24 protein-coding genes are annotated in these 26,157 nt (G+C 67.1%); 8 read left to right on the top strand and 16 right to left on the bottom strand.

Translation table 11 applies throughout. The features are described from left to right. Window positions 1-144 precede the first annotated feature (144 nt). Complete coding sequence (locus tag BLU38_RS00820; RefSeq protein ID WP_091518364.1) at window positions 145-1,677, bottom strand: HNH endonuclease signature motif containing protein; 1,533 nt, start codon at window positions 1,675-1,677, stop codon at window positions 145-147. 92 nt (window positions 1,678-1,769) lie between these two features. After that, window positions 1,770-2,639: a PaaX family transcriptional regulator C-terminal domain-containing protein gene (locus tag BLU38_RS00815; RefSeq protein WP_091518360.1), complete on the bottom strand. Its 870-nt coding sequence runs from the start codon at window positions 2,637-2,639 to the stop codon at window positions 1,770-1,772. 74 nt (window positions 2,640-2,713) lie between these two features. On the opposite strand from BLU38_RS00815, the gene BLU38_RS00810 reads away from it, so the two are divergent. Beyond that, on the top strand, window positions 2,714-3,451 hold the full coding sequence (locus BLU38_RS00810) for a VC0807 family protein (RefSeq protein ID WP_091518356.1): 738 nt from the start codon (window positions 2,714-2,716) through the stop codon (window positions 3,449-3,451). Between the two features lie 298 nt (window positions 3,452-3,749). Then, window positions 3,750-6,026, top strand: a complete 2,277-nt coding sequence (locus tag BLU38_RS00800) for an exo-alpha-sialidase (RefSeq protein WP_091518350.1) — start codon at window positions 3,750-3,752, stop codon at window positions 6,024-6,026. An 18-nt stretch (window positions 6,027-6,044) separates the two neighbouring features. Here the strand turns inward: BLU38_RS00800 and dgoD are convergent, their stop codons facing one another. From dgoD to BLU38_RS00770, 6 genes are all read right to left on the bottom strand, one after another. After that, a complete protein-coding gene (gene dgoD / locus BLU38_RS00795; RefSeq protein WP_091518346.1) occupies window positions 6,045-7,190 on the bottom strand; it encodes a galactonate dehydratase in 1,146 nt (381 codons plus the stop codon). An 81-nt stretch (window positions 7,191-7,271) separates the two neighbouring features. Then, window positions 7,272-8,657, bottom strand: a complete 1,386-nt coding sequence (locus tag BLU38_RS00790) for an MFS transporter (protein WP_091518342.1) — start codon at window positions 8,655-8,657, stop codon at window positions 7,272-7,274. A gap of 94 nt (window positions 8,658-8,751) precedes the next feature. Continuing rightward, on the bottom strand, window positions 8,752-9,594 hold the full coding sequence (locus tag BLU38_RS00785) for an inositol monophosphatase family protein (RefSeq protein WP_091518339.1): 843 nt from the start codon (window positions 9,592-9,594) through the stop codon (window positions 8,752-8,754). A 10-nt stretch (window positions 9,595-9,604) separates the two neighbouring features. Further along, the gene (gene rsgA / locus BLU38_RS00780) at window positions 9,605-10,606 is read right to left on the bottom strand and encodes a ribosome small subunit-dependent GTPase A (protein ID WP_231920120.1); all 1,002 of its coding nucleotides are present in this window, start codon (window positions 10,604-10,606) and stop codon (window positions 9,605-9,607) included. After that, window positions 10,603-11,934 carry a 3-phosphoshikimate 1-carboxyvinyltransferase gene (gene aroA, locus BLU38_RS00775; RefSeq protein WP_091518337.1) on the bottom strand — a complete coding sequence of 444 codons (1,332 nt, stop codon included), beginning with the start codon at window positions 11,932-11,934 and terminating at the stop codon, window positions 10,603-10,605. The genes rsgA and aroA overlap by 4 nt, the downstream gene beginning before the upstream one ends. Then, window positions 11,934-12,806 (bottom strand): DoxX family protein, encoded by an 873-nt coding sequence (locus BLU38_RS00770; protein WP_091518334.1) that lies wholly within the window; start codon window positions 12,804-12,806, stop codon window positions 11,934-11,936. Before BLU38_RS00770 ends, aroA begins: the two co-directional genes overlap by 1 nt. A gap of 118 nt (window positions 12,807-12,924) precedes the next feature. On the opposite strand from BLU38_RS00770, the gene BLU38_RS00765 reads away from it, so the two are divergent. The 3 genes from BLU38_RS00765 to BLU38_RS00750 all read left to right on the top strand — a co-directional run bounded on the left by BLU38_RS00765 (window position 12,925) and on the right by BLU38_RS00750 (window position 15,755). Then, window positions 12,925-13,725 carry an SOS response-associated peptidase gene (locus BLU38_RS00765; protein WP_091518331.1) on the top strand — a complete coding sequence of 267 codons (801 nt, stop codon included), beginning with the start codon at window positions 12,925-12,927 and terminating at the stop codon, window positions 13,723-13,725. Continuing rightward, window positions 13,725-14,378, top strand: a complete 654-nt coding sequence (locus tag BLU38_RS00760) for an alpha/beta hydrolase family protein (RefSeq protein WP_091518327.1) — start codon at window positions 13,725-13,727, stop codon at window positions 14,376-14,378. Before BLU38_RS00765 ends, BLU38_RS00760 begins: the two co-directional genes overlap by 1 nt. Before the next feature lie 387 nt (window positions 14,379-14,765). Next, window positions 14,766-15,755 (top strand): GlxA family transcriptional regulator, encoded by a 990-nt coding sequence (locus tag BLU38_RS00750; protein ID WP_091518321.1) that lies wholly within the window; start codon window positions 14,766-14,768, stop codon window positions 15,753-15,755. A 23-nt stretch (window positions 15,756-15,778) separates the two neighbouring features. Here the strand turns inward: BLU38_RS00750 and BLU38_RS00745 are convergent, their stop codons facing one another. From BLU38_RS00745 to BLU38_RS00715, 7 genes are all read right to left on the bottom strand, one after another. Beyond that, a complete protein-coding gene (locus BLU38_RS00745; protein ID WP_091518317.1) occupies window positions 15,779-17,197 on the bottom strand; it encodes a lactate racemase domain-containing protein in 1,419 nt (472 codons plus the stop codon). Then, a complete protein-coding gene (locus tag BLU38_RS00740; protein WP_091518313.1) occupies window positions 17,194-18,600 on the bottom strand; it encodes an MFS transporter in 1,407 nt (468 codons plus the stop codon). The genes BLU38_RS00745 and BLU38_RS00740 overlap by 4 nt, the downstream gene beginning before the upstream one ends. Then, window positions 18,600-19,496, bottom strand: a complete 897-nt coding sequence (locus BLU38_RS00735; RefSeq protein ID WP_091518310.1) for an NAD(P)-dependent oxidoreductase — start codon at window positions 19,494-19,496, stop codon at window positions 18,600-18,602. The genes BLU38_RS00740 and BLU38_RS00735 overlap by 1 nt, the downstream gene beginning before the upstream one ends. Window positions 19,497-19,589: 93 nt before the next feature. Then, window positions 19,590-20,483 carry an aminoglycoside phosphotransferase family protein gene (locus tag BLU38_RS00730; RefSeq protein ID WP_091518306.1) on the bottom strand — a complete coding sequence of 298 codons (894 nt, stop codon included), beginning with the start codon at window positions 20,481-20,483 and terminating at the stop codon, window positions 19,590-19,592. Window positions 20,484-20,533: 50 nt separating this feature from the next. Further along, on the bottom strand, window positions 20,534-21,355 hold the full coding sequence (locus BLU38_RS00725) for a carbohydrate ABC transporter permease (protein WP_091518303.1): 822 nt from the start codon (window positions 21,353-21,355) through the stop codon (window positions 20,534-20,536). Then, a complete protein-coding gene (locus tag BLU38_RS00720; RefSeq protein WP_231920119.1) occupies window positions 21,355-22,296 on the bottom strand; it encodes a carbohydrate ABC transporter permease in 942 nt (313 codons plus the stop codon). The genes BLU38_RS00725 and BLU38_RS00720 overlap by 1 nt, the downstream gene beginning before the upstream one ends. Then, a complete protein-coding gene (locus BLU38_RS00715) occupies window positions 22,293-23,651 on the bottom strand; it encodes an ABC transporter substrate-binding protein (RefSeq protein WP_172836038.1) in 1,359 nt (452 codons plus the stop codon). Before BLU38_RS00715 ends, BLU38_RS00720 begins: the two co-directional genes overlap by 4 nt. 200 nt (window positions 23,652-23,851) lie before the next feature. Here BLU38_RS00715 and BLU38_RS00710 point away from each other — a divergent pair, with 200 nt between their 5' ends. The 3 genes from BLU38_RS00710 to rsrA all read left to right on the top strand — a co-directional run bounded on the left by BLU38_RS00710 (window position 23,852) and on the right by rsrA (window position 25,956). Next, window positions 23,852-24,874, top strand: a complete 1,023-nt coding sequence (locus BLU38_RS00710) for a DUF4037 domain-containing protein (RefSeq protein ID WP_407939637.1) — start codon at window positions 23,852-23,854, stop codon at window positions 24,872-24,874. Window positions 24,875-25,000: 126 nt separating this feature from the next. After that, a complete protein-coding gene (locus BLU38_RS00705; RefSeq protein ID WP_091531544.1) occupies window positions 25,001-25,672 on the top strand; it encodes a sigma-70 family RNA polymerase sigma factor in 672 nt (223 codons plus the stop codon). Continuing rightward, window positions 25,669-25,956: a mycothiol system anti-sigma-R factor gene (rsrA, locus tag BLU38_RS00700; RefSeq protein ID WP_091518292.1), complete on the top strand. Its 288-nt coding sequence runs from the start codon at window positions 25,669-25,671 to the stop codon at window positions 25,954-25,956. Before BLU38_RS00705 ends, rsrA begins: the two co-directional genes overlap by 4 nt. On the opposite strand, the gene BLU38_RS31295 is transcribed toward rsrA, so the two are convergent. Beyond that, the gene (locus BLU38_RS31295) at window positions 25,937-26,125 is read right to left on the bottom strand and encodes a hypothetical protein (RefSeq protein ID WP_197679940.1); all 189 of its coding nucleotides are present in this window, start codon (window positions 26,123-26,125) and stop codon (window positions 25,937-25,939) included. The two genes, rsrA and BLU38_RS31295, sit on opposite strands and share 20 nt — an antisense overlap. Window positions 26,126-26,157 lie beyond the last annotated feature (32 nt).

Here is a 26,157-nt window from a genome sequence, read left to right as displayed (position 1 = left end):
GCCCACAGACATCACAGATCAGATGTCACCTACTCGTGCAGCAGTCCCCTGAGACGTCGTGTGAAGGGCGCGTCCGGATGGCGACGCGCCCGGTCTTCCAGCGGTCGTCTGCGGTGCGATCTGCTCTTGCGACGAGTCAGCGGTTCAGCGTCGTTGGCGCATGGATCGTTCGGTGAAGCGGACATGTTGCCGGGGTCGCTGGCGGGGGTCGATCCGGATCGGTGGGATCACCTCAGGTAACCCTCGGTGGTCCAGGCGGATGGTCCAGCGACTGCCCGGCGGTGCGGTGGGGTCGGGTTCGACCAGATGATGATGGTGGGTGCACAACAGGACCCCGTTTGACAGGTTGGTTTCACTACCGGCCCACCAAGGTGTCAGATGATGTCCCTCGCACCGGATCGGTGGCACATCGCAGCCGGGGAAGACACAGCCACCGTCGCGCAGGGTCAACGCTTGCCGCAGCGCGCCGGTGAACAACCGCACTCTTCGACCGAGATCCAGGACGGTCGACGGGCCACCGAACACGGCCGGCAGCAGGTCCGCGCCGCAGGCCAGCCGGCGGGCCTCCCCAGGGGTGACGGTCTCCTCCGACCCGAGGATCATTCCACCGGATCGGAGTCCGGCCAACAAGTGCTCGTAATCGATCACGATCACCACCCGGGGCCGATCACCATGCACCGACGGAGCGAGCTGGCGACGGGCCAGATCATCGATCATCGCAGCCAGAGCGTCGGCGCGGCGTTGCGCCAACGTCGGAACCTCGGTGTCCGGGTCGATCCGGTGATCAAGGCCTTTGGCTAGGGCCTGTTTCTCGTAGGCATCGAGCTGACCGATGAACGCTTCCCCGGCAACCGCGGGCAATCGGCCGTGGAAATTGATCGATCCGTGTGCACCATGCCGCCAGGTCAAATACCGGTCGCGTCGGGCCCGGCGTTCCTCGGCCTCCAACTGGGCGTCGAGTCGTTCGTCCACGGTGTCGGGTTCGAGCTGTTCGATCAGACGGTTCGTCAGCCGGCGCAACGCATCGGCGGGGAATTCGGCGGCGCGGATGATCAACTCGACCTGTAACCCTTCGACCTCGACCGGGTCGGCGGTAGCGGGGAGGTTCTTCAGACTGGTGCAGATCGCGGTGGCTTGTTCTACCGTCAGGTCTGCCGAGTCGATGGCGGCGGCGATCAATGGGAACCGTTCCAGTTGTTCGGCCAGCCGGACCAGGGCCCGGCCTTGGCGGGGGCGGAGTCGGTTGGTGTCGGTGATCCGGTCGGCGACGGTCCAGCCTTGTTGGTCTTCACAGATCCGGCGGCGCTGGGTTTCGGCGATCACGCGCAATTGTTCGCCGCGGAGCCGGTCAGCGACCCCACCGAGCTGGTCCAGTCGTTCCAGCAGCTCGGTATCGGACAACTGCCACATCTGCGTTGATGTGATCCGGTCGACTGCCTGCCGCACACCGGTCAGCGGTGGGGCGATGGTGTGGACCAGATCACCGGGATCGTCGGGTAGCTCGAGTTCCCATCGTGATCCCTCGTCCCAACACGGATGATCTTCCGACGGGCCGTCCAGAAGACCAAGAGCGAACGAGTCCGGGACGGTCGAACGCTCGGGCGCAGCATCACCCGCCGCGCCGGCAGTGAACGTCCCGTTGGTCATGTCCAACACACTAGAACGACCCACCGACATTTCTTCCTCGGCTGCGACGGCCGCGGTCGGCAGTCGGAGAAACTGATGTAGCCACGTGATGCGGAGTGAGGACGGCTCAGCTTGCCGCGCTGTCAGCGGGCGGGGCGGCCTGGGGGAAGTCGCGCGAGATCGTCGTGTCCGGTGGTGCCGAGCGGTTCGACCAAGTGCCGCAGGCCACGGCGGTCGGCGTTGGCCAGCGCATGCTCGCGGACCCGCGGACCGAGCAGCGACGACGTCGCACTGAGGGCGGCCGGGACGTCACGTCCCGGCCAATCCGGCGGAGTGATCTCGATCGGCAGCGACGGCGTGTCGGCGTACAACTCGCCGTAGTCGCGCATCACGTCGTTCAGTAGTCGGAACGCCTCCGGTGCCGTTGCCGGTCGACTGGCCTCGCGGCTCCGGATCCGCTCCAACCGTTGGAGGTAGCGGCGTAACGGCGCCGCGGATTCGGCAAGCTTCCAGGCGCGTTCGGCGAGTTCACCGGCGACGTCGACGGTGCACCGCAGCTCCCCGACCCGGACGAACAGATCATCACGGTCGACCCACTCCGCGGACCATTCCGCCGGGTCGTCGAAGCCGATCAGTACGCCGGGACGAGCCGCGGCGAATCCGGAGGCGGCCGCTCGATCCCGCAGTGCGTCCCGGTCCCGCCGCTGCGACTCGGCGATGTCGTACATGATCATCTGGAACGCTCCGGACCACGCGACCGGGCGATCACCGTGGCGGAACCTGTGGAATCGATCGCGAAACGCGCCGGCCAGCCGATACACCGCGACGCGGCCGTACCGCCGAACCGTCAGCTGCTCGCTCCGCGTGAGCCGGGAGAGCATCGTCCGCGCCGCCGGCTCGGCGACGCCGAGCTCCGCCAACAGTTCGATCAGACTCGGTCCGGGCACGGCTTCGGCGCCGAAGGCACCGAACACGTAACCGAGGGCCGAGGCAGCACTGGCGGTCTGAAGCATCCCGATCCCTTCTGGTGTGCAAAAAACCTTACACTAGTAGCACGATGCACCGAAGAAGTGACATGCTTGAGCCCATGGAGAACAACACCGCGAGCGCGCCCGGGGGTGCTCGCTCCTTCGACCGCCGCTCGATGATCATCAGTCTGCTGCTGACGGCGATCTTCGACATCGGTCTGGCCATCGCGATCTTCCAGATCGCCAAGCACCAGTTCGGTGCCACGGACTTCGTGGCCTATCTGGTGGCCAGCATCGGACCGGTGGTCGGAGCCCTGGTCGGTCTCGCTCGCACCCGCAGGATCGACGGTGTCGCGATCATCATCCTGATCAACCTGCTGATCTCTGCCGGTGTCAGCTTCATCGGAAGCCACGACGCGAAGACCCTGCTGTTGAAGGATTGTGTGCTGACCGGTGGCTTCGGGTTGGTCATCCTGATCACGTCGATCCCGATCTTTCCCAAGCCGCTGATGTTCTTCTTCGGGTTGAAATTCGGCACCGACGGCACCAAGGAAGGGGCAGGGCAGTGGTATCGGCTGTGGGACACGATTCCGCAGTTCCGCCGGAGCCAGATCTGGCTGAACAACGTGTGGGGGATCGGCTTCCTGGCCGAAGCGCTGGTGAAGGCGATCTGTGTGTTCATCCTGCCGTACGGCGCCGCGTACGCGGTCAACCAGATCGCGCCGTTCGTGCTGCTGGCCGGGCTGATCTACTACAGCATGCGGTTCGGGATGAAACTGCGGCGCGAAGGTGAGGCCCGCCGCCGAGCGGCGATGAATGCAGCGGTGCAGCGTCCGAGTGAGGGAACTGCCCGATGAGTTCTGATCCGACGGTCGCGTTGCTCGCTCCGCTCGTCGGTCGCTGGTCGGGCACCGCCAGGATCGCCTGGCCCGGTAGGGATCCGTTCGAACTGACGCACGCCGAGTCGATTCAACTGGTCGGCGATCGAACCATGATCACGATCGAGGGGAATTCCTGCCGAGACGGGATCGAGACACCGGGAGGTCTTGCGATGAGGTTGCCGCTGACGTCCTGAGGTCTTGACATGGAACACGATTTCACGCAATTCTTCGTCCGACGGCGGTCGATGGCGACCGCGCGACGGAGGTTTCGCCGATGCCCACATCCCTCGCTCGCACCCGATTCGGATCCAGGGTTCTGATAGCTGCTCCCAGCCTGATTGTCGGTGTCATCATCGGCTCGCTGGTGGCCGGCCCCGGCCTGCTCACCCGTCACGAGGCCGCAGCAGAGCCCGGTGGTCCGCCATCCTTGACCGACGGCGCCGACGGCAACGCTCCCCGTCTGTCCAGTGGGGCGATGTGGCACCCGTGGTCGCCTGGGCCGGGTGAGCTCGGCTCGAATCCGATGGCGTTCACGGCTGATCATCTGATCGGCGATCGGACCGCCAAGAAGGTGTTCGTCACCTTCATGCGGAACGAGGACACACCGACCGCCGAACTTCGCAACACGAGTGCGGTGGCAGATGACAACGGCCGGGTGTTCAAGCCATACAACGGCCCGTCGACCACGTTCGGCATGACAGCGACGACTCGGTTGCACGATGGCTCCATCCTCAGTGCGACCTTCGTGCCATTGCCGCTCAGCGGAGAGCACCGGATCGGCTTCGGGATGGCTGCGTCTACTGACCTCGGCACGTCCTGGACATCCTGGACCGCGCCGTTGATCGAGAACAAGTGGAAGCTGAACTGGTATCGGGTGCACCGTGACCTGATGGAGCTGCCCGATGGCACGTTGCTACTGGGTGGCTACGGCAACGGGACGATCGATGGCGTCACCAAGGAATACAGTCTGATCTTCCAGTCCACGGACGGTGGCAAGACCTTTACCCAACGGTCGGCGGTGAACGCGGGTTCATCCTTCAGCACCAACGAGATGGGCTTCACGCGGACCGGCGACGGTCGGTTGATCGCGATGATGCGTGGCACCGAACCGAATCCGCGGCCGCCGGCGATGCCGATCACCCAGAGCTTCTCCGATGACGACGGTCGGACCTGGGGGCCGGTGAAGCGCTATCTGCCGCCGCCGGGGATGCCGGACAACGGGGTCATGCCGCAGCCGATGTTGCAGCCCAACGGTCAACTGTTGATGACCTACGGCCGACCCGACAACAACGTCGTGGTGTCACGGGACGGTACCGGGAAGACGTGGGACGACGGATCGGTGATCTACTCGCGCTACCCGGGTGAGGGAGCATTGCGGAGGTGGATGGGGTCCAGCGGCAACATGGACATCGCCCAGCTCAACGCCAGCACCTCGTTGGCCTTCGGCGACACCTGCCACGCGATCTGGCTCTGCCGGGAGTACGGTCACGACAACAAGGTGTGGACCAAGATCGTCGACGCCAAGGGGCCGGGAGTCGGCAAGATCGACCTGACGACGAAGGTCGCCGATGACATCGTGGGTCTGAGCGGCACGGTGGTCGCGCCCGATGAGAGGTTCCCTGAGCAACGACTGAAGGCAATGGTCGACGGGAGTTCGGAATACCGCGCTGCCGCCCGGTTGAAGAACTCCTCTCCGGTGACGATCAAGCTGGACCGCAATTACAACCTGAACAGGGTCGGGTTGATGATGGACCAGGGCAGACGCAACAGCGCCGTCGTCCAGGTCTCCACCGACAACAAGAGCTGGAGCAAACCGGTTGTCGAGACCGGGGCCCGAACCGATTGGGCGATGCAGTATTCCGACATCGATCCCAGCGCGGCGCGTTACGTTCGGATCACGCCCGGGAGCGAGGCGCCGTTGACGGCGATCACCGAGATCGAGCTGTACGCCGACGACACCATGACCTTCGAGAACGATGCGGTCACCTCGACACCGCGAGATGTGCGCGACACGCGGTATGCCTATGTTGCCGATGAGGGTGCCATTCCGGGCTATGACCATTCCCGGGCCCGGATGGTGCTGGTCGATGCTGATCAGTCCGCCCGGGCTGAAGCGACGTTCGTCCAGAAGGCGCCGGCCGGTGATCAACATGCGGCGTTCGGGTTCGAGGGCTACGGCTACGGCACCGGAGCGATCTGGGAGGTGCTCGGCAAGGACGCCAACGGTGAGGTGAAGGTCGCCTATCGGCTGTTGTTCTCCGGTGACAGTCCGAACGGGGCGATGAAGCTGCGCTACTGGGACGGCGATGCCTGGCAGGATGCCGGCAGTGTCGGTCCGTTCATCCCGAACAAGGTATGGATGGGTGTCACGATCGACTCAGATGCCGACGGTGCGACCGTGCGCCTGAACGGCGAGAAGCTGGCCACCGTGACGCACCGGTTGAACGATGTCAGCACGTTCACCGGGTTGCGGGCACAGACCGGGATGGACCCGGTCGACGTCGGCAACATGGAACATTCCTACGACGACGTGGTGATCGCGCCGCGCTGACGTCACGGTCCCGAGCACTCACCACTCGGCGAGCGAGCCGTCCGGCTGTCGCCACAGCGGGTTGCGCCAGGCGTGGCCCCGCTCGGCAGCCTTCCGCACCACGTTCTCGTCGACCTCGATGCCCAGCCCCGGCGCGGTCGGTCGAGCGACCGAGCTGTCGGCGAAGGCGAAGACCGCCGGGTCGACCAGGTAGTCCAGCAATTCCGACCCGGTGTTGTAGTGGATGTCCAGGCTGGTCTCCTGGATCAACGCGTTCGGGGACGCGAAGTCGATCTGCAGACTGGCGGCGAGCGCGATCGGGCCGAGCGGGCAGTGCGGTGCCAGCGCTACGCCGTGGGTTTCGGCCGCCGCGGCGATCCGGCGCACTTCGGAGATGCCGCCGGCATGGGACAGATCGGGCTGGGCGACGGCGATGCCGGAGCTCAGCACATCGCGGAAATCCCAACGGGAGAAGAGTCTTTCACCGGTGGCGATCGGGATCGTCGTACTTTCGGTGATGTTGGCGATCTGGTAGGTCAGCTCCGGGACGACCGGCTCCTCGACGAACAGCGGCTGCAGGTGTTCGAGTGCCTGACAGGCGACCCGCGACACTGCGGGGGTGAACCGGCCGTGGAAGTCGATGGCGATGTCGAAGTCGTCGCCGACGGCGTCCCGGACCGCCGAGACACGGTCCACCAGGGCGTTGATCTGGGCCCGTGACTCCAGTGCCCGCATCCGGCCGCCGCCGTTCATCTTGATCGCAGTAAAGCCCTGCTCGCGACGCTGCACAGCCTGTTCGGCCAGTGCGCCGGGTTCGTCACCTCCGATCCAGGAGTAGACCCGCATGGTCTGCCGGACCGGGCCGCCGAGCAGCTCGTGCACCGGCAGTCCGAGAGCCTTGCCCTTGATGTCCCACAGCGCCTGATCGATGCCGGCCAGTGCGCTGGACAGCACCGGTCCGCCCCGGTAGAAGCCGCCCTTGGCCAGCACCTGCCAGTGGTCCTCGATCGGGCCGGGGTCCTGGCCGATCAGGTAGTCCGACAGCTCCGCCACGGCGGCGGCGACGGTGGCCGCCTTGCCCTCGACGATGGGTTCGCCCCAGCCGGTGATCCCTTCGTCGGTGCGGATCGCCAGGAACAACCAGCGGGGTTCGACGATGAACGTGTCCAGTGCGGTGATCTTCACCCGCCCAGTCTTTCAGATCGTCAGCACGGGTCCTGAGCCTGTCGAAGGACCGTCAACTCAGCCCCTTGCCCTTCGACACGCTCAGGGTTCCTGGATCGAGCGGCGCTGCTCGGCGACCAGGCCTTCGGCGGCGAGCCGTTGATGATCTTCGTCGTCGACGGCGTGCAGCGAGGCACCTCGGGTCTCCCGGGCGGCGAACACGGCGGCGCCGGTGATCACGCAGCAGATCAGCAGATAGATCGCGATCGGGGTCGAGGAACCGAACCGGTCCAGCAGGGCGGTGGCGATGATCGGGGCCAACGAGCCGGCGACCAAGGAGGTGACCTGGTAGCCCAGCGACACCCCGGAGTAGCGCATTCGGGTGGGGAACATCTCGGCCATGATCGCCGGCTGGCCCGAATACATCAGGCCGTGTCCGATCAGTCCCATGATGATCGCCAACACGATCACGCCGGGGATCGCGGTCTCGAACATCCGGTACGCGTAGAAGCCCCACGCAGCGGTCCAGATCACGCCGGCGGCGTACACCGGTCGGCGGCCGACGATGTCGGTCAGCTTGCCCCACAACGGGATCGAGCAGAAGTGCACGGCATGCGCGATCGCCATCAGACCGAGGATCTCGGTGGTGTCGGTCTTCACCACGATCTTGAGATAGGTGATGGTGAAGGTGACCACCAGGTAGTAGACGACGTTCTCCGCCAGCCGCAGTCCCATTGCAGTGAACACGCCACGGGGATAGCGCTTGAAGACCTCTACGACACCGTAGGACTTGGCCTTCTCCTGCTCCATTTCGGCCTGGGCCTGCTTGAAGATCGGCGCATCGGTGATCTTGGTCCGGATGTACCAGCCGATGAAGACGATCACCGCCGAGGCGAAGAACGCGATCCGCCAACCCCAGCTGAGGAAGGACGTCTCCGGCATCGCATTGGACAAGATCAACAACACGATGGTGGCGAGCAGGTTGCCGGCCGGCACACCGGCCTGTGGCCAGCTGGACCAGAAGCCGCGGCTGCGATCCGGTGCGTGCTCACCGACCAGCAGTACGGCGCCGCCCCACTCGCCGCCGACGGCGAACCCCTGGATGAAGCGCAGCACCACCAAGATCACCGGGGCGAGGTAGCCGACCGAGGCGAAGGTCGGGATGCAGCCCATCAGGAAGGTGGCGATGCCGACCATCAGGATGCTGACCTGCAGCAGGTACTTCCGGCCGTACTTGTCACCGAAATGGCCGAAGACGATGCCGCCGAGTGGCCGGGCGACGAACCCGACGGCGTAGGTCAGGAAGGCGGCGATGATGCCGTCCAACGGGTTGCCGGTGTCAGGGAAGAACTGGCTGCCGAAGACCAGGGTGGCGGCCGAGGCGTACAGGAAGAACTCGTACCACTCGACGACGGTGCCCGCCATCGACGCGGCGACCACCTTGCCCAGACGCGTCGGTGCAGGATCTGCGGACCGTTCGATGCTCATCGTGCCTCCTCGGTCGGCGGTGACCGGACACGGTGAGTATCGTCCGGCGCACCGTCGGTGGCAACGATGCCGCTCGGCGTGGCGCGATCTCCGATCAGCTCGGGTCGATGTCCGGTTCGGCGTCGGCGTCGGCATCGGCCGACGGGCTGAGCCGGGCCAGCAGGTCGTCGTGCAGCCGACCGTTGGAGGCATAGGCGCCGACGCCGTTCGGGCCCGGCGTGCCGTCGATGTCGGTGAAGCTGCCGCCGGCCTCGGTGACCACGATCGAGCAGGCGGCCATGTCGTACAGCTCCAGGGACGGCTCGCAGGCCAGATCGACCGCTCCCTCGGCGAGCAGCGTGTAGGACCAGAAGTCGCCGAAGGCCCGGGTCCGCCAGACGTCGCGGAGCAGATCGACGAAGCCCTGACCGACGCCGGAGGAGATCCAACCGTCCAGCGAGGAATAACTGAGCGAGGCATCGGAGATCTGGGCCACGTCGGAGACGTGGATCGGCGACGCCGACATCAACGACTTGCCCGCGTAGGCACCACCGCCGCGACTGGCCCACCAGCGACGCCCCAGCGCCGGGGCACTGACCACGCCGACCACCGGTTCGTCGCCGATCATCAGGGCGATCAGGGTCGCCCAGACCGGGACACCCCGGACGTAGTTCTTGGTGCCGTCGATCGGATCGATCACCCAGCGGCGCGGACCCCAGCCGGTGTCGTCCATCTCCTCGCCGTGCACGGCGTCCCGCGGCCGGGCCCGGCCGAGCGTACGGCGCAGCGCCTCCTCGACCGAGGTGTCGGCATCGCTGACCGGAGTCAGATCGGGCTTGGCGGTGACATGCAGATCGAGCGCCTTGAACCGGCTCATGGTGATCGAATCGGCATCGTCGGCCAGCAGGTGGGCCAGTCGGAGGTCGTCGGTCAGCGCGGAGTTCGGATCAGCGGGCATGAAACTGACACTACTGGTCAGTGGTGATCATCCGGCGGAACGACTCAAGTCGTGCCGCGGACAGGTCGCCGCGTTCGACGGCGGCGTCCAGCGCACAGTCCGGTGCTCCGGCCTCATGGCTGCAGTTCCGCGGGCAGTCCCGGGCGATGCTGTCGAGATCCTCGAAGGCGCCGATGATGCGATCCCGGGAGACGTGGGAGAGGCCGAACGACCGCACGCCAGGGGTGTCGATCACCCACCCCGGCTCCCGATCGGGGTGATCGGCGAGCGCCGGCAGCCGCAACGCATAGGCAGCGGTCGACGTGTGCCGGCCCTTGCCGGTGACCTCGTTGACCGCACCGATCGAGCGGTGCGCCTGCGGGATCAGGGCGTTGACCAGGGTGGACTTGCCGACCCCGGAATGGCCGACGAAGACGCTGCGTCGACCGGCAAGCCGGTGCCGCAGCGAGTCGAGATCGGCTCCGGGCGAGGTGACCTCGACCGGCACGTCCAGCGGCTGGTAGAGCGCGAGCAGTTCATCCGGGGAGGCGAGATCGGCCTTGGTCAGGCAGAGCAGCGGGTCGAGTCCGGCGTCGAAACCGGCCACCAGACAGCGGTCGATCATCCCGGTCCGGGGCGGCGGGTCGGCCAGGGCGGTGACGACCACCAGCTGGTCGGCTCCGGCGACGATCGGGCGTTCGTACGGGTCGTCGTCGTCGGCGGTCCGGCGCAGCACGGTCGGCCGGTCCAGCACCTCGACGATCCTGGCCAGCGTGCCGTCGGCTCCGGAGGTGTCACCGACCAGCCGTGCCTGGTCGCCGACGATCACGCCCTTGCGACCGAGCTGCCGTGCCTTGGTGGCGATCACCTCATGATCATCGACCAGGCAGGTGTAGCGGCCCCGGTCGATGGTGATCACCATGCCGACGACGGCGTCGCTGTAGTCCGGTCTGATCTTGGTACGCGGACGGGTACGGCGCTGCGGGCGCTCGAAGCGAGCATGATCATCTTCGCCGATCCCGCGCGGCGTCACGCCTGCCCAGCCCCCTCTTCGTGGGCGACACTGTCGGCCAACATGCCGTTCCACAGGTCGACGAAGCCGGGCATCGTCTTGCTCACGCAGTCGACGTCGTCCAGCTCGATGTCGTCGATCATCAGCCCGAGCAGCGCACCGGCGGTCGCCATCCGATGATCGGCGTAGGTCAGCCAGCGGTTGCTGCGCAGCAGTTTGGGATGGATCGTCAGACCGTCCTCGGTCTGGTCGACCTTCGCGCCGACCCCGTTCAGATCCTCTTCCAGGGCAGCCAATCGGTCGGTCTCGTGGCCGCGGATGTGGGCGACGCCGTGCAGGTGGCTGGTGTGATCGCCAAATGCCGCCAGCACCGCGATCACCGGGGTCAGTTCGGAGGCGTCGTGCAGATCGACGTCGACCGATTGAATGGTGTCGGTGCCGGTGACGGTGAGTCGGTCACCGTCCTGGCTGACGTCGGCGCCGACCAGCGCGAGCAGGTCGGTGATCGCCGCGCCCGGCTGGTTCGAGTGGGCCGGCCACCGCGGTACGGTCACGCTGCCGCCGGTCAGCGCCGCTGCGGCCAGGAACGGCGCGGCATTGGCCAGGTCGGGCTCGATCACGAACTCGCCGCCGCTGATCGGTCCGGGGGAGACCACCCAGCGGTCCGGCTCGGAGTCGTCGACCCGGACACCGCGGTCGCGGAGCATCTGCACCGTCATGTCGATATTGGGCCGGCTGGGGACCGACCCGTCGGCCTCGTGCCGCAGGTCGAGACCACCGACCATCCGGGCGCCGGCCAGCAGCAGCCCGGAGACGAACTGACTGGAGGCTCGGGCATCGATCGTCGCCACCCCGCCGGGTAGGTCGGGCCGACCGTGGATGGTGAACGGCAGCTCCGGCCCGTCCTCGATCTCGGCGCCGGCAGCCTGCAGCCCCTGCAGCAGTCCGGCCATCGGCCGGGTCCGTGCTGCGGCGTCGCCGTCGAATTCGGTCGGCCCGTCGGCGAGGGCGGCCAGCGGCGGGACGAATCGCATCACGGTGCCGGCCAGTCCGCAGTCGATCCAGCCGGCGGCGGTGAACTCGGCCGGCGGCTCCACCCGCCAACGGTCACCCTCCTCGGTGATCGCCACGCCGAGGGCGCGCAGTGCGTCGCGCATCAGCCGGGTGTCCCGGGCATCGAGACCGCCGATGATCACCGAGGGCTCGGTGGCGAGCGCGGCCAGCACCAGCGCCCGATTGGTTTCGGACTTGGAACCCGGAATGTCGACGGTGGCGTTCAGCGGGACCTGTGCCTGGGGCGCGGTCCAGGGGGTAGGCGCCGCGGGCTGGGGATCGACCGGAGGCGTCATCAGTTGTTGCCGAGCTCGATGTGTTCGCCGAGCTGGCCGCGTGCCTGGGATGCTGCCGACCGGACGTTCTTGGCGGCGTCCTCGGCGGCGCTGCGGGCTCGCTTCTGGGCGTCCTCGGCGGACTTCTGCAATGCACCGGCGGACTTGCTGGCCGACTTGGAGGCCTTCTGCACCGTCTTGCGGGTCTTCTTCTGCGCCGACTTGGACGCCTGCTTGGCGTCCTTCTGGGCCTGCTCGGCGACGGCCTTGGCCCGCTTGGCAGCCTTCTTGCGTGCCTTGCGGCCCTCCTCGACGGCTTCACCGACGAACGCCAGACCACTGCCGATGGCGGCCGTCGCGGCCTCACCGGTGCTCTGCTGCAGGGCCTTCTTCGCCGCCTTCTTGGCCTGCTTGGTGCGCTTGATCGCCAGCTCGCGGCCCTCGTTGGCGCGCCAGCCCAGACCGGGCCGGCCCTCGGTGTCCCGGCTGGCGATCACGACGCCGCCGAGCAGCCCGATGTTCTTGACGAACTGCTGCCGGTCGCGTGCCTTCTCCTCGGGATCGGTCCGGCTCCAGAACGGGTGCCGGGCCAAGGTCGTCGGGATCATCGACAGTGCCAGCAGGCCGGCACCCAGCCGGCGACCCTTGCCGGTGGCCAGGGCGACGCCGCCGGCGACCTGGATGGCGCCGTTCATCCGGACCAGGGTTGCGGTGTCCTCGGGGATGAAACCCGAGACCTGCTCCGGCGCGAACCGCTTCGCAGTCGGCACCACCCGGTCGGTCAGCGGTTGGGCGTCGGGTACGAACTCACCCGGGTTGCGGATCGCGCGAATGCCGCTGAGGACGAAGTAGCTGGACAGCATGGTTCGGCCGATGGCGCGCACAAGAGTCATGCCCCATTCCTAACACAACACCGAAGCACTCAATCGGGTCTGTCGGCCGCTGTTTGAGTGTCGGGCACAAATTTGCCGGCCGGGCGGACCGTCGGTGCCGTCGACTACCGTGAACCCCATGTGTGGCAGGTACGCGTCCTCGGCGACTCCGGAGGAGTTGGCCGAGGAGTTCGACGTCGACGACATCCTCGGTGATCTTCCCGAGCCGGACTACAACGTCGCTCCGACCGTCGAGGTGCCGGCGATCCTGGAACGCACCGACAAGGAGTCCGACACGATCCGTCGGCGGCTGACCCCGCTGGTCTGGGGTCTGGTGCCGTCCTGGTCGAAGGGACCCGGCGGTGGCGCGAAGATGATCAACGCGCGCTTCGAGACGGTCGCGTCCAAACCGGCCTTCAAGCGGGCCTGCTCGGTCCGCCGCTGCCTGCTGCCGGCCGACGGCTACTACGAGTGGTACGACCCGCAGAGTCCTGAGCCTGTCGAAGGATCCACCCGACGCAACGCGAAGCCCCGCAAGCAACCGTTCTTCATCCATCGTTCCGACGGCGACCGGCTGGTGATGGCCGGACTGTACGAGTACTGGCGCGACCCGGCTAAGGATCCCGACGACGACAGTGCCTGGCTGCGGACCTGCACCGTGATCACCACCAGCGCGACCGATGCGTTGGGCCACATCCATGATCGGATGCCGATGGTGGTCCCGGCCGACCGGTGGGCCGGCTGGCTGGACCCGAAGCTGACCGATCCCGAGGCCGCACGACAGCTGTTGACCGTGACCGACGCAGATCAGCTGGAGGCCTACGCCGTCTCGGCCCTGGTCAGCAACGTCAAGAACAACGGCCCCGAGCTGCTGCAGCCGCTGGCCGAGTCCGCGGAGACAACGTCCGCGGAGGCAACGACGGAGGACACGCTGTTCTGATGACGACGATCATCGAGGCCGACACCCCGGAGGGACCCGGCCGGTTCCATGTCGCGGCCGCCGAGGACGAGCGGGCGCTGTTGATCATGGGCCACGGTGCCGGTGGTGGCATCGACGCAGTCGACCTGTCGGTGCTGGCCAGTCGGCTGCCGGCGCGCGGAATCAGCGTCGCGCGTTTCGAGCAGCCGTGGCGGGTGGCGGGCAAGAAGGTCGCCAGCCCGCCGCCCCGGTTGGACATCGCCTGGAACGCCGCCGTCCCGAGGTTGCTCGCCGATCGTCCGCAGCCGCCGATCTACTTCGGCGGACGCAGCGCCGGCGCCCGGGTTGCCTGCCGGACGGCGCCGGAGTTCGAACGGGTCAGCGGCGTGGTGTGCTGTGCGTTTCCGCTGCATCCGCCGGGCCGTCCGGACCGGAGCCGGGCGCCGGAGCTGCTCGGTGCCGGCGTACCGCGTCTGGTGCTGCAGGGGGAGAAGGACACGTTCGGTGGCCCGGACGAGATCCGGGCCGAGTTGGCCGCTGATGATCCGGTGACCGTGGTCCCCGTCCTGGGCGCCGATCATTCGATGCGGGTGGCCAAGACCGGGCCGATCACGCCGGCCGAGCTTCGTGATCTGGTCTGCCGGTCGGTGATCGACTTCATCCTCGGCAGCTGACCTGGTCGGCAACCCGGCCGGTTGCCTTCGCCGCGGGCTGGGCATCGTTCGCGATCGGCATCGCGGGGACCGGTCGTGGCCGTAGGCTCTGCGTCGTCGGCCGGGCGGCGCGCCGATCAGCGGGTGCTCCGGCGAGTCGCGGCCGCACCTGTCGGGACCACCTGCGGCGTTGCCTGATCCGACGTGCGGGGACCGATCCGTCGCGGACCGTCCGCGCCCACCGATCGACCTCCGACCCGAGCAGCCGGTCGGCCAGCCATCCGGCAACGATGAAGAGCGCGACCGAACCGACGGTGATGAGCAGGGCAAGGACCATGCATCACATTGTTGGGACGGGCAGCCACTCAGAACAGTGGCAATAATGACTATCTGCGATAGATTATTGTCATGCATCGGGTTGCGGTCCTCACCTTTGACGGTGTCCACAGTTTTGATCTGGCGATGCCGCTGCAGGTCTTCTCCACCGCGCACGGCGCGGCGAAGGAACCGGGGGAGCTGTTCGGTCCGCGGCTGTACGACGTCCGGGTCTGCGCCGACGGGGAGGATCTCGCCGTCACCGGGGTCGGCGGTGTCGAGATGTATCGCTACACGCCGCCGTATCCGCTCGCCGCAGCGATCGACGCCGACACCATCGTCGTGCTCGGCACCGATCGCCGCGGTGATCCGCCGGCCGCGGTGCTCGAGCTGTTGCGGGAGGCGCACCGGCGGCAGATCAGGATCGCCTCGATCTGCTCCGGCGGTGCGCGGGTGCTGGCCGCCTCGGGGCTGCTGGACGGTCGCCGGACCGCGACCCACTGGTCACGGGCCGAACAGCTCGCGCAACGCTTTCCCCGGGTGACGGTCGACGCGAACGTGCTGTTCATCGATCACGGCGACGTGCTGACCTCCGCCGGCGCGGCCAGCGGCATCGACCTCTGTCTGCGGATGATCCATCACGATTTCGGATCCGCGGTCGCCGCCGACGTCGCCCGGCACATGGTGGTGCCGCCGCAGCGGGAGGGTGGGCAGGCGCCGTACATCGCCCACCCCGAGCCGGGATCGGACCACGGGGTGCTGGAACCGACGATGCGTTGGCTGCGTGAGCGGTTGGACAAGCCGGTGACCCTGGCCCAGATCGCCGATCACGCCGGTACCAGTCCGCGTACGGTCAACCGACGTTTCAAGGAACAGACCGGCAGTACGCCGCTGCAGTGGCTGTTGCGGCAACGGGTACACCATGCCCAGGAGTTGCTGGAGACCACCGATCTGCCGATCGAGACGATCGCCACGCATTGCGGCTTCGGCACCGCGCTGGCGATGCGACAACATTTCGCCAAACACATCGACACCTCGCCGACGGCCTATCGGCACGCCTTCCGGGGGCGTCCGGTCTCCTGAGCCACCGATCGTCGGTAGCCGGGTCAGCGGCCGATGCTCAGGTGGTAGGCGGGTTTGGACAGCTCGGGAACCACGAGCACCCGCGGGTCGGTGCGGAGCAGCGCGCCGGCGTCGGCCAGTGCCTCCTCGACCGTCGCCGCGGTCGCCGCGCCCATCCCGTGGGCGAGGTCGGGGCGCTGCGCACCGGCGATGATCACCGATCGGCTGTTGATCTTGGCCAGCCCGCCCATGTAGGCCATCGAGAAGGCATGGAACGGATGGTAGGCACCACCGTGGCGGTAGGCCTCGACCCAGTCGGTCCGGGTGCTGAACTCGTCCTCGAAGCGGGTCAGGTCGGCGGCCGTGTCGACGGTCTGCAGCGCGTCGTAGACCGCGACGGTGGCGGGGAACTCGTCGTCGTTGAACCAGCCGTCGCAGACCGACGCGACGATGATCACCGGATCGGCACGGAGCGCGTTCTTGGCTCGCGAGATCGACGAGCCGGCGGCCTGCATCATCAGGATCGGATTGGACCCCATCCCGTTGCCGTAGTGGAAGTTCCGCGGCATCCCGACCACCAGCACGTCAGCGGGAGGGCCGTCCAGCACCAGCTCGGTGCGTCGACCCGCAGTGGGCCAGGTGGCCTGTTCGACCTCGGCGATCGCGCCGGCTGCGACCTTCAGCTGCCGGGACGCGGCGTCCAGGACGGCGTCGACGGTGAAGAACGGCCGTGGCATCGCCGCCTCCATCGCGCGGCCGATCGCCTGCAGCTGATGGCGGAAGTGGCTGTCGGTCGAGGCGGGGACGAAGTCGGGACGCTGCATCGTCCCCGGTGAATGGTGCGAGCGGATCGAGCGCCAGCTGGTCAGCCCGGTGGCCGGCATCTTGTAGCCGCCGCTGTATCCACCGTACGGGTTGCCGCTGGTGTGCCCGAGCATGATCGACAGGTCGGCGTCCAGCAACCGCCTGTTCATCTGCACCGGGTCGCCGTGCCGGGAGGTGCCGATGTCGACCATCTGGTCGGGGTCCTCGGCGTCGTGGTTGACGATCTGGGACGGGTCGAGTCGGGACAGCGTGTCGTCGCCGAGCAGTGCGGCGAACTCGTCCTCGGTGTTCTTGCGGTGCAGGCCGATCGCGCAGACCAGGGTCACGTCCCGGGAGCTGACGCCGGCGCGTTCGAGCTCGTCCAGCAGCAACGGTACGGCGACCCGGCGATGCGCGCTGTCGTGCACCCCACCCTTGACCCGGTCGGGGAAGGCGATGGTGATCTTGCTCCGTGGACCGACGAGTTGGTCAAGCCGAGGCATCCCGACCGGGTTCTGCACGGCTTCCCGGGTCGCGGCCACCGGATCGGGCAACGGATCGGGTTCGGCACCCGACTGTCCGGCCCGGATCTCGATCGCGTCGTCGGGCAGCTCGGCATCGAGATGACCGTCGCCGTACTCGAGTCGTACCGTCGTCATGATCGCCTTTCGCTCTGCTGGACTGCGGGTTCGTCCTCGACGTCGGCGCCGATCGGATTCCACTTGATCAACAACACCGCGACCAGGCCGACCGCGGGGATCACGGTCAGCCAGCCCATGGTGCCGGCCAGGCCGAGGGAGGCCAGCAGCAACGGGAAGACGTAGAAGCCGATGATGCTGCCGACCCGGGACATGCTCTCGGCCCAGCCGGTCCCGGTGCCACGGAGCCGGGTCGGGTAGGAGAGCGCGGCCATCGTCTTACCCTGCGGCCCCGGTCCGAAGGACTGCCCGAAGACGAAGAGGGCGACCAGGCCGGTGGAGATCCAGACACTGATCGAGTCACTGCCGATCGCCAGGCCGAGCGTGCAGATGATGATCAAGGTGTAGCCGATGCCGGCCAGCAGCCGCATCCCCAGCCGGGCGGTGACCAGGGACTGCAGGACGCCGCCGATGATGCCGAAGGTGTTGATCACCAGGGTGGCCAGGATGGTGGCGACAAGATCGTCACCGAACAGCACGGCGGCGATGGTGGGGATGTAGAAGCCGACCGCGAAGTATTGCGCGGCCTGAGTGCCGGAGATGATCGACGCCAGCGCGGTCCGGATCCGGAAGCGGGGTGTGAAGAGCTCGCGGAGTCGTTGCAGCGGTGACTCGGTCGGCGCTCGTTCGGCGGCGGCATCCGGGGCGACCACGACGTTGATCTTGTAGCTGCTGCGCAGGATCGACGCAGCCTCCTGCAGCCCGAGGTTCTGAGCGGCCCACATCGGACTCTCCTCGGTGAACCTCAGGCGGAGCAGCAGCACGATCAGAGCCGGTACGGCACCCAGCCCGACCATCCAGCGCCACAGGTTCTCACTGCCCGCGAGCAGCAACAACGGCAGCGCGATGATCGCCGCACCGACCACGGCGACGTACCACATCGCCTGCCAGAAGTTGACGTAGCCGCCCTTGCGGCGTCGATCGGTGAACTCGGCGATGAAGCTGAACGAGGCCGGCATGTCGATGCCGACACCGACGCCGAGGAAGAAGCGACAGACGACCAGGAAGCCGTAATTGGGTGCCAGTCCGGCGGCGACCGCGGCGACCACGAACAGGATCAGGTCCAGCACGAACATCTTGTAGCGGCCGATCCGGTCGACCAACGGCCCGCCGGCCAGTGCGCCGACCAGCGCGCCGAGCGCCATCACCGAGGTCAGCAGTCCGACCTGGCCGGCGCCGAGATCCCATTGCTTGGTCAGGCTGCCCATCCCGATCCCGAGGCTGGTGAAGTCGTAGGCGTCGACGAAGATGCCGCCCAGGGCGATCAGGGCCAGGATCCTGGTCCGGCCGGTGCCGGTCGGGTGATCGTTGACGTAATCGATGATGTCCCGCGGGCTGCGGACGGTCAGTGACTCGGTCGGCATCAGTCCGGTCCGTTCTGTCGCAGTGTCGGCTGGTCGCGATAGGTCTCCACCACGGCCGCGGTGTCGAGATCGCCCAGCCCCTGGCGGACAGCACAGTCGGTGATGTCCTTGACGATCCGGGTCACCGGGAGGTCGCGCTGCAGCGAAGCGGCCAGTTCGGCGCCCAGCCCGACATCCTTGGCCAGCAGCCTGATCGCGAATGTCGGATCGGCATAGCGGTGCTCGGCCATCCGAGGGGCGATGTCGTTGAACAAACCGGAGACGGTCGCTGCTCCGGAGCCGCCGACCACCCGAGCGAAGACCGCCGGGTCGACGCCGGCACGTTCGGCCAGGTCGACGACCTCGGCGGTGATGGTGTTGATGCTGGCGAACATCAGGTTGTTGCAGACCTTCAGGGTCGCTCCGGAGCCCACCGTGCCGACCCGTTCGACCGCCGCGGCGATGGTGCCGATCGCGACCTCGGCAAACGCCTCGACCGCCGTCTCGTCACCGCCGCAAGGCAAGGTCCAGTTGCCACAGGAGGCCGGCCGGCCGAGCACCGGCGCGTCCAGGTAGCGGGTCCCGGACGGCTCGAGCGCGGCGGCGACCTCGCGGGCCGTGCCGGGATCGATGGTGGACAGGTCGGCGATGATCTTGCCGTCCGCGGACCGGCCGAGATCGTCGACCACCGATCGGACCACCGCCGGGGTCGGCAGTGACAGCACGATCAGGTCGGCCGCTGCGGCGGTCGCAGCGGGGGAGTCGTAGCCGACCACCCCGTCCTGGACCGCGGCGTCCAGCGCCGTCCGGACCGGGTCGTAGCCGGCCACCGGGAAACGTCGGGCCAACGCCGCCGCGGCGGGGCGGCCCATCGCGCCGAGTCCGATGACGCCGACGGTCGGCTTGGTTGACTGCACAGCACTACACCTACCGGCTGTCCGGCGGAGATCGGTGCTGAACACGCTCGGCAATGGACGATCAGACGATCTGAGGGCACGTCCTCCTGACGGCTATCCGGTCAGTCGATCCGCCTCGGCGAGCAGCAGATCGCCGAACGGCTGGAACCCGATCTGCCTGCTGTACAGGCCACTGACGACGCGATGGATCGTTCCCCACTCCCAGATCGCCGCGGCGTCCACGCCGGTGCGGACGGCCAGCCGCCTGGTCCTGTCGGCGAGGCCGTCGGCGCTGTCCGGATTGCATCGGATGATCGTGCCGAGGTCGTAGGCCGGCTCCGCGCGCAGTCCATCCGGATCGATGAGCTTGAAGGTTCCGTCTGCGGCTCGCAGCACGTTGAGATCGTGGACGTCGCCGTGCACGAGCACCGAGTGCCGGTCATCGTGAGCGCGGCGGCGGCGCACGATGCAGGCAAGGGCGTCCTCGACGGTCGCTCGCGAACACGGCTGCCCGGTCTCCTCCCACAGCCGGGGCAACAGGTCGGCATACTCGCGGGCCCTGTCGGCACCGGTCGGCAGGTCGACATCGGGGCTGATCGGAAGCCAAAGTCGGGTTGCGACATCGCACAGCACGTCGTGCCGCGTCGCGGGCTCAGGCACGGCGTCGTACAAGGCAACCCCGAGCCGTTCGAGCAGGAGCGCGCCGCGGTCGAGGTCGTCGCGGAGCAGGCGCGCGCACCCGTCACCGTCGGCGATGCGCAGCGCGGCGGCCTCGAAGGAGAGATCGCGCCGAGTCCCCGGGGCGCCGATCTTGAGGACGCCCACCGTCGCGTCGGGGAGTGTCGCCCCGACCACCAGCGCAGCATGGCCGCCGCGCAGCGTGGCACCGATCGTCAGCGACCAATCATGCGCCAACGATTCCACGATCGAGGGCAGCTCGTCGAGCCATCCGACGTCCCCGTCGGCGATGACCTTGTTCCGGACCTCCTCGGGGATATCGACCAACACGCGACTCCTGACGGCTCTGGCTCGGAAGCAGGATGAATCGAACTGCCAGGCTACTTCAGTCCGGCCATCTTGATGTTGCCGATGATCTGCCGCTGGAAGATCAAGAAGAGCACCACCACCGGTGTCGCGGCCAGCGCCGAGCCTGCCATCAGCTTGCCCAGTTCGGCCGAGCGTTCGGACCGGAAGGCGGCCAGATACTGCTGCACCTGGAACAGGTCCGGGCTGGTGATCGTCATGATCGGCCAGACGTAGGAGTTCCAGAAGGCGAGGAACGAGGTGATGCCGACCACCACCATCGGTGCCTTGGACAACGGCAGGAAGAGCCGCAGATAGATCGTCCAGCGACCGCAGCCGTCCAGCATCGCCGCCTCTTCCAGGCTGGCGGGGATGTTCAGGTAGAACTGCCGGATGAAGAAGATGTGGGCACCGGCGGCGGCCCCGGGGAGTACCAGCACTGCCAGGGTGTCCAGCATGTGCAGCTTGGTCACCACGATGAACGAGGTCAGCAGGATCGTCATCCCGGGGATGAACATGGTGCCCAGCATGATCGGCCAGATCACCTTCTTGCCGGCGAACTCCAGCCGGGCGAAGACGTAGGCCGCCATCGAATTGACCGTCAGCGAGAGCAGCGTGAACAACACCGCCCCGAGACCGGTGACCGCAAGCGTGCGGAGGAAGGCGGGGTCGGCGAGGATCTGGGTGTAGTTCTGCACCCGCCACACCTCGGGGAAGAACTGGAACGGGGTCTGCACCACCTCACGCCGCGACTTGAAGCCGGCGATCACCATCCACAACAACGGAAAGATCGCCAGCCCGATGAACAGCACGCTGACCACCGTCTGAAAGATGATCCGGCCGATCCGGCGGGCCATCAGTCGACCAGCTTCTCGGAGTTGAGCACCCTGAAGACGAGCGCTGAGATGGTGCCCAGGATGATGAACAGCAACAGCGCCGCGGCCAGCGAATAGCCCTGGTACGGGTCGTTGCGGAAGTGGTTGAAGATGAAGAGGTTGGGCAAGGTTGTGGACTCCAACGGTCCGCCACCGGTCATCACCAACGGCAGCTCGTACTGCTGCACGGCGGCGACGAAGCCGGTGATCAACAGGAACAGCAGAATGTTCTTCAACTGCGGGATCGTGATGTAGATCGTCTTCTGCCACCAGTTCGCGCCCTCCAGGGACGCGGCCTCGTAGAAGCTGTCCGGGATGTCGATCATGCCGGCGATCATGATCAGCGAGGTCAGTCCGAGGCCGATCCAGACCGCCGGGGCGGCGATCGCCGGCAGTGCGAGCCGGACCTCACCGAGCCAGGCCTGATTCTCCAGGCCGAACCGGTTGACCACGGCGTTCAGCAGACCGCCGGAGTAGTCGTAGATGATCGTGAACACGATCGAGGTGATCACACTGGAGATGATCGTCGGGATGTAGATGCTGACCTTCAGCACACCGGCCAGCCGACGTCCGACGGTCATCACGAAGGACGCGAACAGGAAGGCGATGATCAGTCCGGTGGGGACGGTCATCAGGACGAACTTCAGGCCGAGCAGCACCGACGCGCGGAACGCCGGATCGGTCAACACCGCAACGAAGTTGTGCAGCCCGACGAAGCGGGGCGGCTGGTAGAAGCTCCACTCGAAGAAGCTGAGATAGATCGCGTACCCGGCCGGCACGATCACGAAGATCGTCAACAGGATCAGCGCCGGTGCCAGCATCGCCCAGGCGACCTTGCTGTCGCGATGCACCCCACGAGGTCGCCTCGCCTCGGGGTGTGCCGACCCGGTCGTCGTGGCCGGGTCGGTGACGGTCGAGGTCAACTGCCGCCCTTCCCGGCCAGCTTGTCCCGCTTGATCACCTGGGTGATCGTCTTCTGCGCCTCCTGCAGGGCGGTGTCCGGATCGGTGCCGGTCATGCCCTTCTGGATGGCGGTCCCCATCGCCTTGCTGACGTCGTAGGGCTGATCGGTCTCCAGCACCGCGTTCGGCACCACGTCCTCGGTCAGCATCGACGCCCACGGCGCGTTGCTCGCATCCTGGTCCTTGGCAACCAGTTCGGCGACCTCGTTACGGGCCGGCACCTTGGTGAACTTGGTGTCGACGAAGAACGGCTTCAGCACCTCCGGATCGCCGGCCAGCACCCACTGGATGAACTCGGCGGCCTCCTTGGGGTGTTTGGACTTGGCGTCGATCACCCACTTGAAGTTGCCCAACGGCGAGATGTTCTTGGTCTGATCGCCGGTCGGGGTGGCCATCGGTGCCATCGAGATGTTCGGTGCGACCTCGGGGAAGTCCGCGGCGATCTGGCTCATCCCCCAGGAACCGTTGACCGACATCGCGACCTTCTTCTCACCCAACGCGCCGACATCGTTGCCCGGCCCGAGTGGCTGCTTGGGAATGTAGCCCTTGTCGTAGAGCGTCTTGAAGAAGGTGATCAACTGCTTGTACTTCGGGTCGGTGGCCTGTGCCTTGGACCAGTCGTCGCTGAGTGGCAGGTGACCGGCGACCTGCAGCTGCTGGGCGATCGAGGTCCAGGCGAAGGTGTCCGGATCGGCGGCGGTCTGCAGGCAGAACTGGCCGTTGCTCAGGGTCGGTTTGATCTTGGCGCAGGCGGCGAGCAGATCCTTCCAGGTCGTCGGCGGCTTCTTCGGATCCAGCCCGGCCTTGGTGAACATCTCGCTGTTGGTGAAGAGCACCTGCTGCGGTTCCAGCAGCAGCGGGTAGGCGTAATGCTTGCCGTCGACGCTGACCACGTCGTCGGCCTTCGGGTTGAGGTTCTCCCACACCTTCTCGGGCATCAGGCTGTCCATCTCGTGCACCTGCCCCAGGCGTACGGGGTCGGTCAGCCGGCCGGGCAGCGGATACACGTCGGGGGCCTTGCCGGCGGCCTGGGCCGCCTTCATCTTCTGATCCCAGGCGTCGCCCGGGACCGTGGTCGCCTTGACCGAGATCTTGGGATGCGAGGCGTTGAAATCGGCGACCACCTTCTTGTACCAGGCGTTCTCCGGCGTGGTGTACTCGCCCTGCCAGAACTCGACGACGGTCTTCTCACCATTGGCCTGATCGGCGGACTGGCCGGGCGTCCCGCTCCCACAGGCCGTGACGCCGGCCACCGTTGCGAGCGCGGCCACCGCGACCAGCGGCCTGCTCAGCCGCCTCATCCAGCTCCGGTTCATGATCCTCTTCCCTCGAGCGACACCGATCGTGAATTCGATTTCACCGAAGATAACCGGGACGACCGGCGGACTGTCAAGGACACGCGGCATCGATCTGAAATCGATTACAACCTCCGCCGCCGAACGGTCCCGGCTCGGCTGCTGCAGGGACGGACCGAAATGAGTAGCGGGGCGGCAGCCGGGCGACGACGATGTCCGTCGTGCCAGCCTTCGTACCTGCGTTGCAACTCGACGCCGAGTTCTACTCCGAGGTCGTCGCCCCGCTGTTGACCGGCCTGCCCCACGCGGCGGCACGGCTCGGGGACGGGTCGGAGATCCTCGGATTCGACACCGAACGGTCGACCGATCACGGTTGGGGGCCGGCGCTGCAACTGTTCACCGACCGGGCCGACGAGGTCCGCTCCAGAATCGAGGACGCGCTTCCGGAGACCTTCCACGGCTGGCCGGTGCAATACGGCTGGGACGACGTCGCGCAGGGCGCACACCTGGAAGCGACGACGCTGACGGCGTGGCTGATCGGCCGGCTGGGGGTCGATCCGCGGGAGTCACCGACGCCGATCGACTGGTTGTTGATGCCGCAACAGCAGCTGCTCGGGCTGACCCGTGGCCGCGTCTACGCCGATCCCGACGGTGCGGTTGCCGCGGCACGCTCGGCCGCGCATTACTACCCGGAGCAGGTCTGGCTGTGGATGATGTCCTGCCAGTGGCGTCGGATCGCGCAGGTGGAGGCGTTCGTCGGCCGGACCGCGGAGGTCGGCGACGAACTCGGCTCACGGGTGCTGGCCGGCTATCTGGTCCGCGATCTGATGCGGTTGGCGTTCCTGCAGGAACGCAGCTATTGGCCCTATCAGAAATGGTTCGGCAGCGCTTTCGCCCAGCTCGCGCTGGCCGCTGACCTCGGCCCGATCCTGGATGACGTGCTCGACGCCCGCGACCATCCGGCCCGCGAGCGGGCGTTGGTGACCGGATACGAGCTCCTGGCTGCCACCCACAATCGGCTCGGTGTGACCGCGCCGGTGGAGGCGACGGCCCGGCTGTACCACGGGCGGCCCTACCGGGTGATCGGGGGAGACCGGTTCGCCGACGTCCTGCGAGCTGCCGTCACAGACCAGGAGCTGCGGCCGTTGCCGCCGGTCGGTTCGGTGGACCAGTTCGCCGACTCCACCGACATCCGGGCCAACACCGACCGTACGCTCCGACTGCGGTTGATCTACACCTCCTGACCGCTGCTCGGCCCGGACGGGAATACCGGGCGCGTCGATGCGTTTCATCACGTGATGCCTACTTTGATCGAGCAACACAGCGATGAGCTTCGGCGACCGACACAGTCGCCGGTACGCTCATACCTGATGACGATTCCCACAGGCTCGCCGACGTCCGCCCCCAGCCAGGCCGAGGTGCTGGACGACGACGAGGTGCGCGCACCCGCCGAGACCGAGGCCGAACGCCGTCAGCGGTTCGAGGCCGACGCCTTGGAGTTCATCGACCAGCTGTATGCCGCCGGGATGCGGATGACCCGTAATCCTGCCGACGCCGAGGACCTGGTGCAGGAGACCTACACCAAGGCCTACTCGTCGTTCCATCAGTTCCGGCCGGGGACCAACCTGAAGGCCTGGCTCTACCGGATCCTGACCAACACCTACATCAACAACTACCGCAAGAAGCAGCGGCAGCCGCAGGTCTCCGACGGCTCCGACGTCGAGGACTGGCAACTGGCTCGCGCGGAGTCGCACACCTCGACCGGCCTGAAGTCGGCCGAGATGGTGGCCCTGGAGAACCTGCCGGATTCCGACGTCAAGGACGCGTTGCAGGAACTGGCACCGGACTTCCGGCTGGCGGTCTACCTGGCCGACGTCGAAGGCTTCGCCTACAAGGAGATCGCCGAGATCATGGGGACGCCGATCGGGACCGTGATGTCCCGGCTGAACCGGGGTCGTGGCCAGCTCCGTCATCACCTCGAGGACTACGCGCGCGACCGCGGTCTGCTGCGCGAAACCAAGCAACAGGAGGCTCGGGCATGACCGGGTACGGCAAGGACGGCACCGAATGCACCGGTGACGACTGCGAAAAGGCGTTGTCGCGGCTGTACGAGTTCCTGGACTCCGAGCTGGACGCGTCCGACGCCGACGAGATCCGTCATCATCTCGCCGCCTGCGAGCCGTGCCTGGACGCCTTCGACGCCGAAGAGGCGATGAAGAAGTTGATCAAGCGCGGCTGCGGCGACGAGCCGGCCCCCGAGCAGTTGCGGGCCAAGGTGATGGCGGTCTTCGCCAGCCGCACGACGATCACGGTCCGTCAGTCCTGACCTGTTCGGTCGGCTGCTGCCGGAGGTGTCGGCCGAGTCGGCGCAACACGTCCAGTTGGGCAGGGTTGTAGAGATCGTTCATCGCCAGGCCGATGGTTCGGGCGGCGAATTCGGCGCCGCCGGGTGACTTCTGCTGGGCCCGGACCAGGCCGGGGTGGTCGCGATGCATCGCCACGACCTGCGGCGCCAGCCGGCGCGCCA

Source organism: Microlunatus soli, assembly GCF_900105385.1.
Lineage (GTDB): Bacteria > Actinomycetota > Actinomycetes > Propionibacteriales > Propionibacteriaceae > Microlunatus > Microlunatus soli.
The sequence above is the reverse complement of the archived record's forward strand: the minus strand, read 5'-3'. Positions and strand labels throughout refer to the sequence as shown.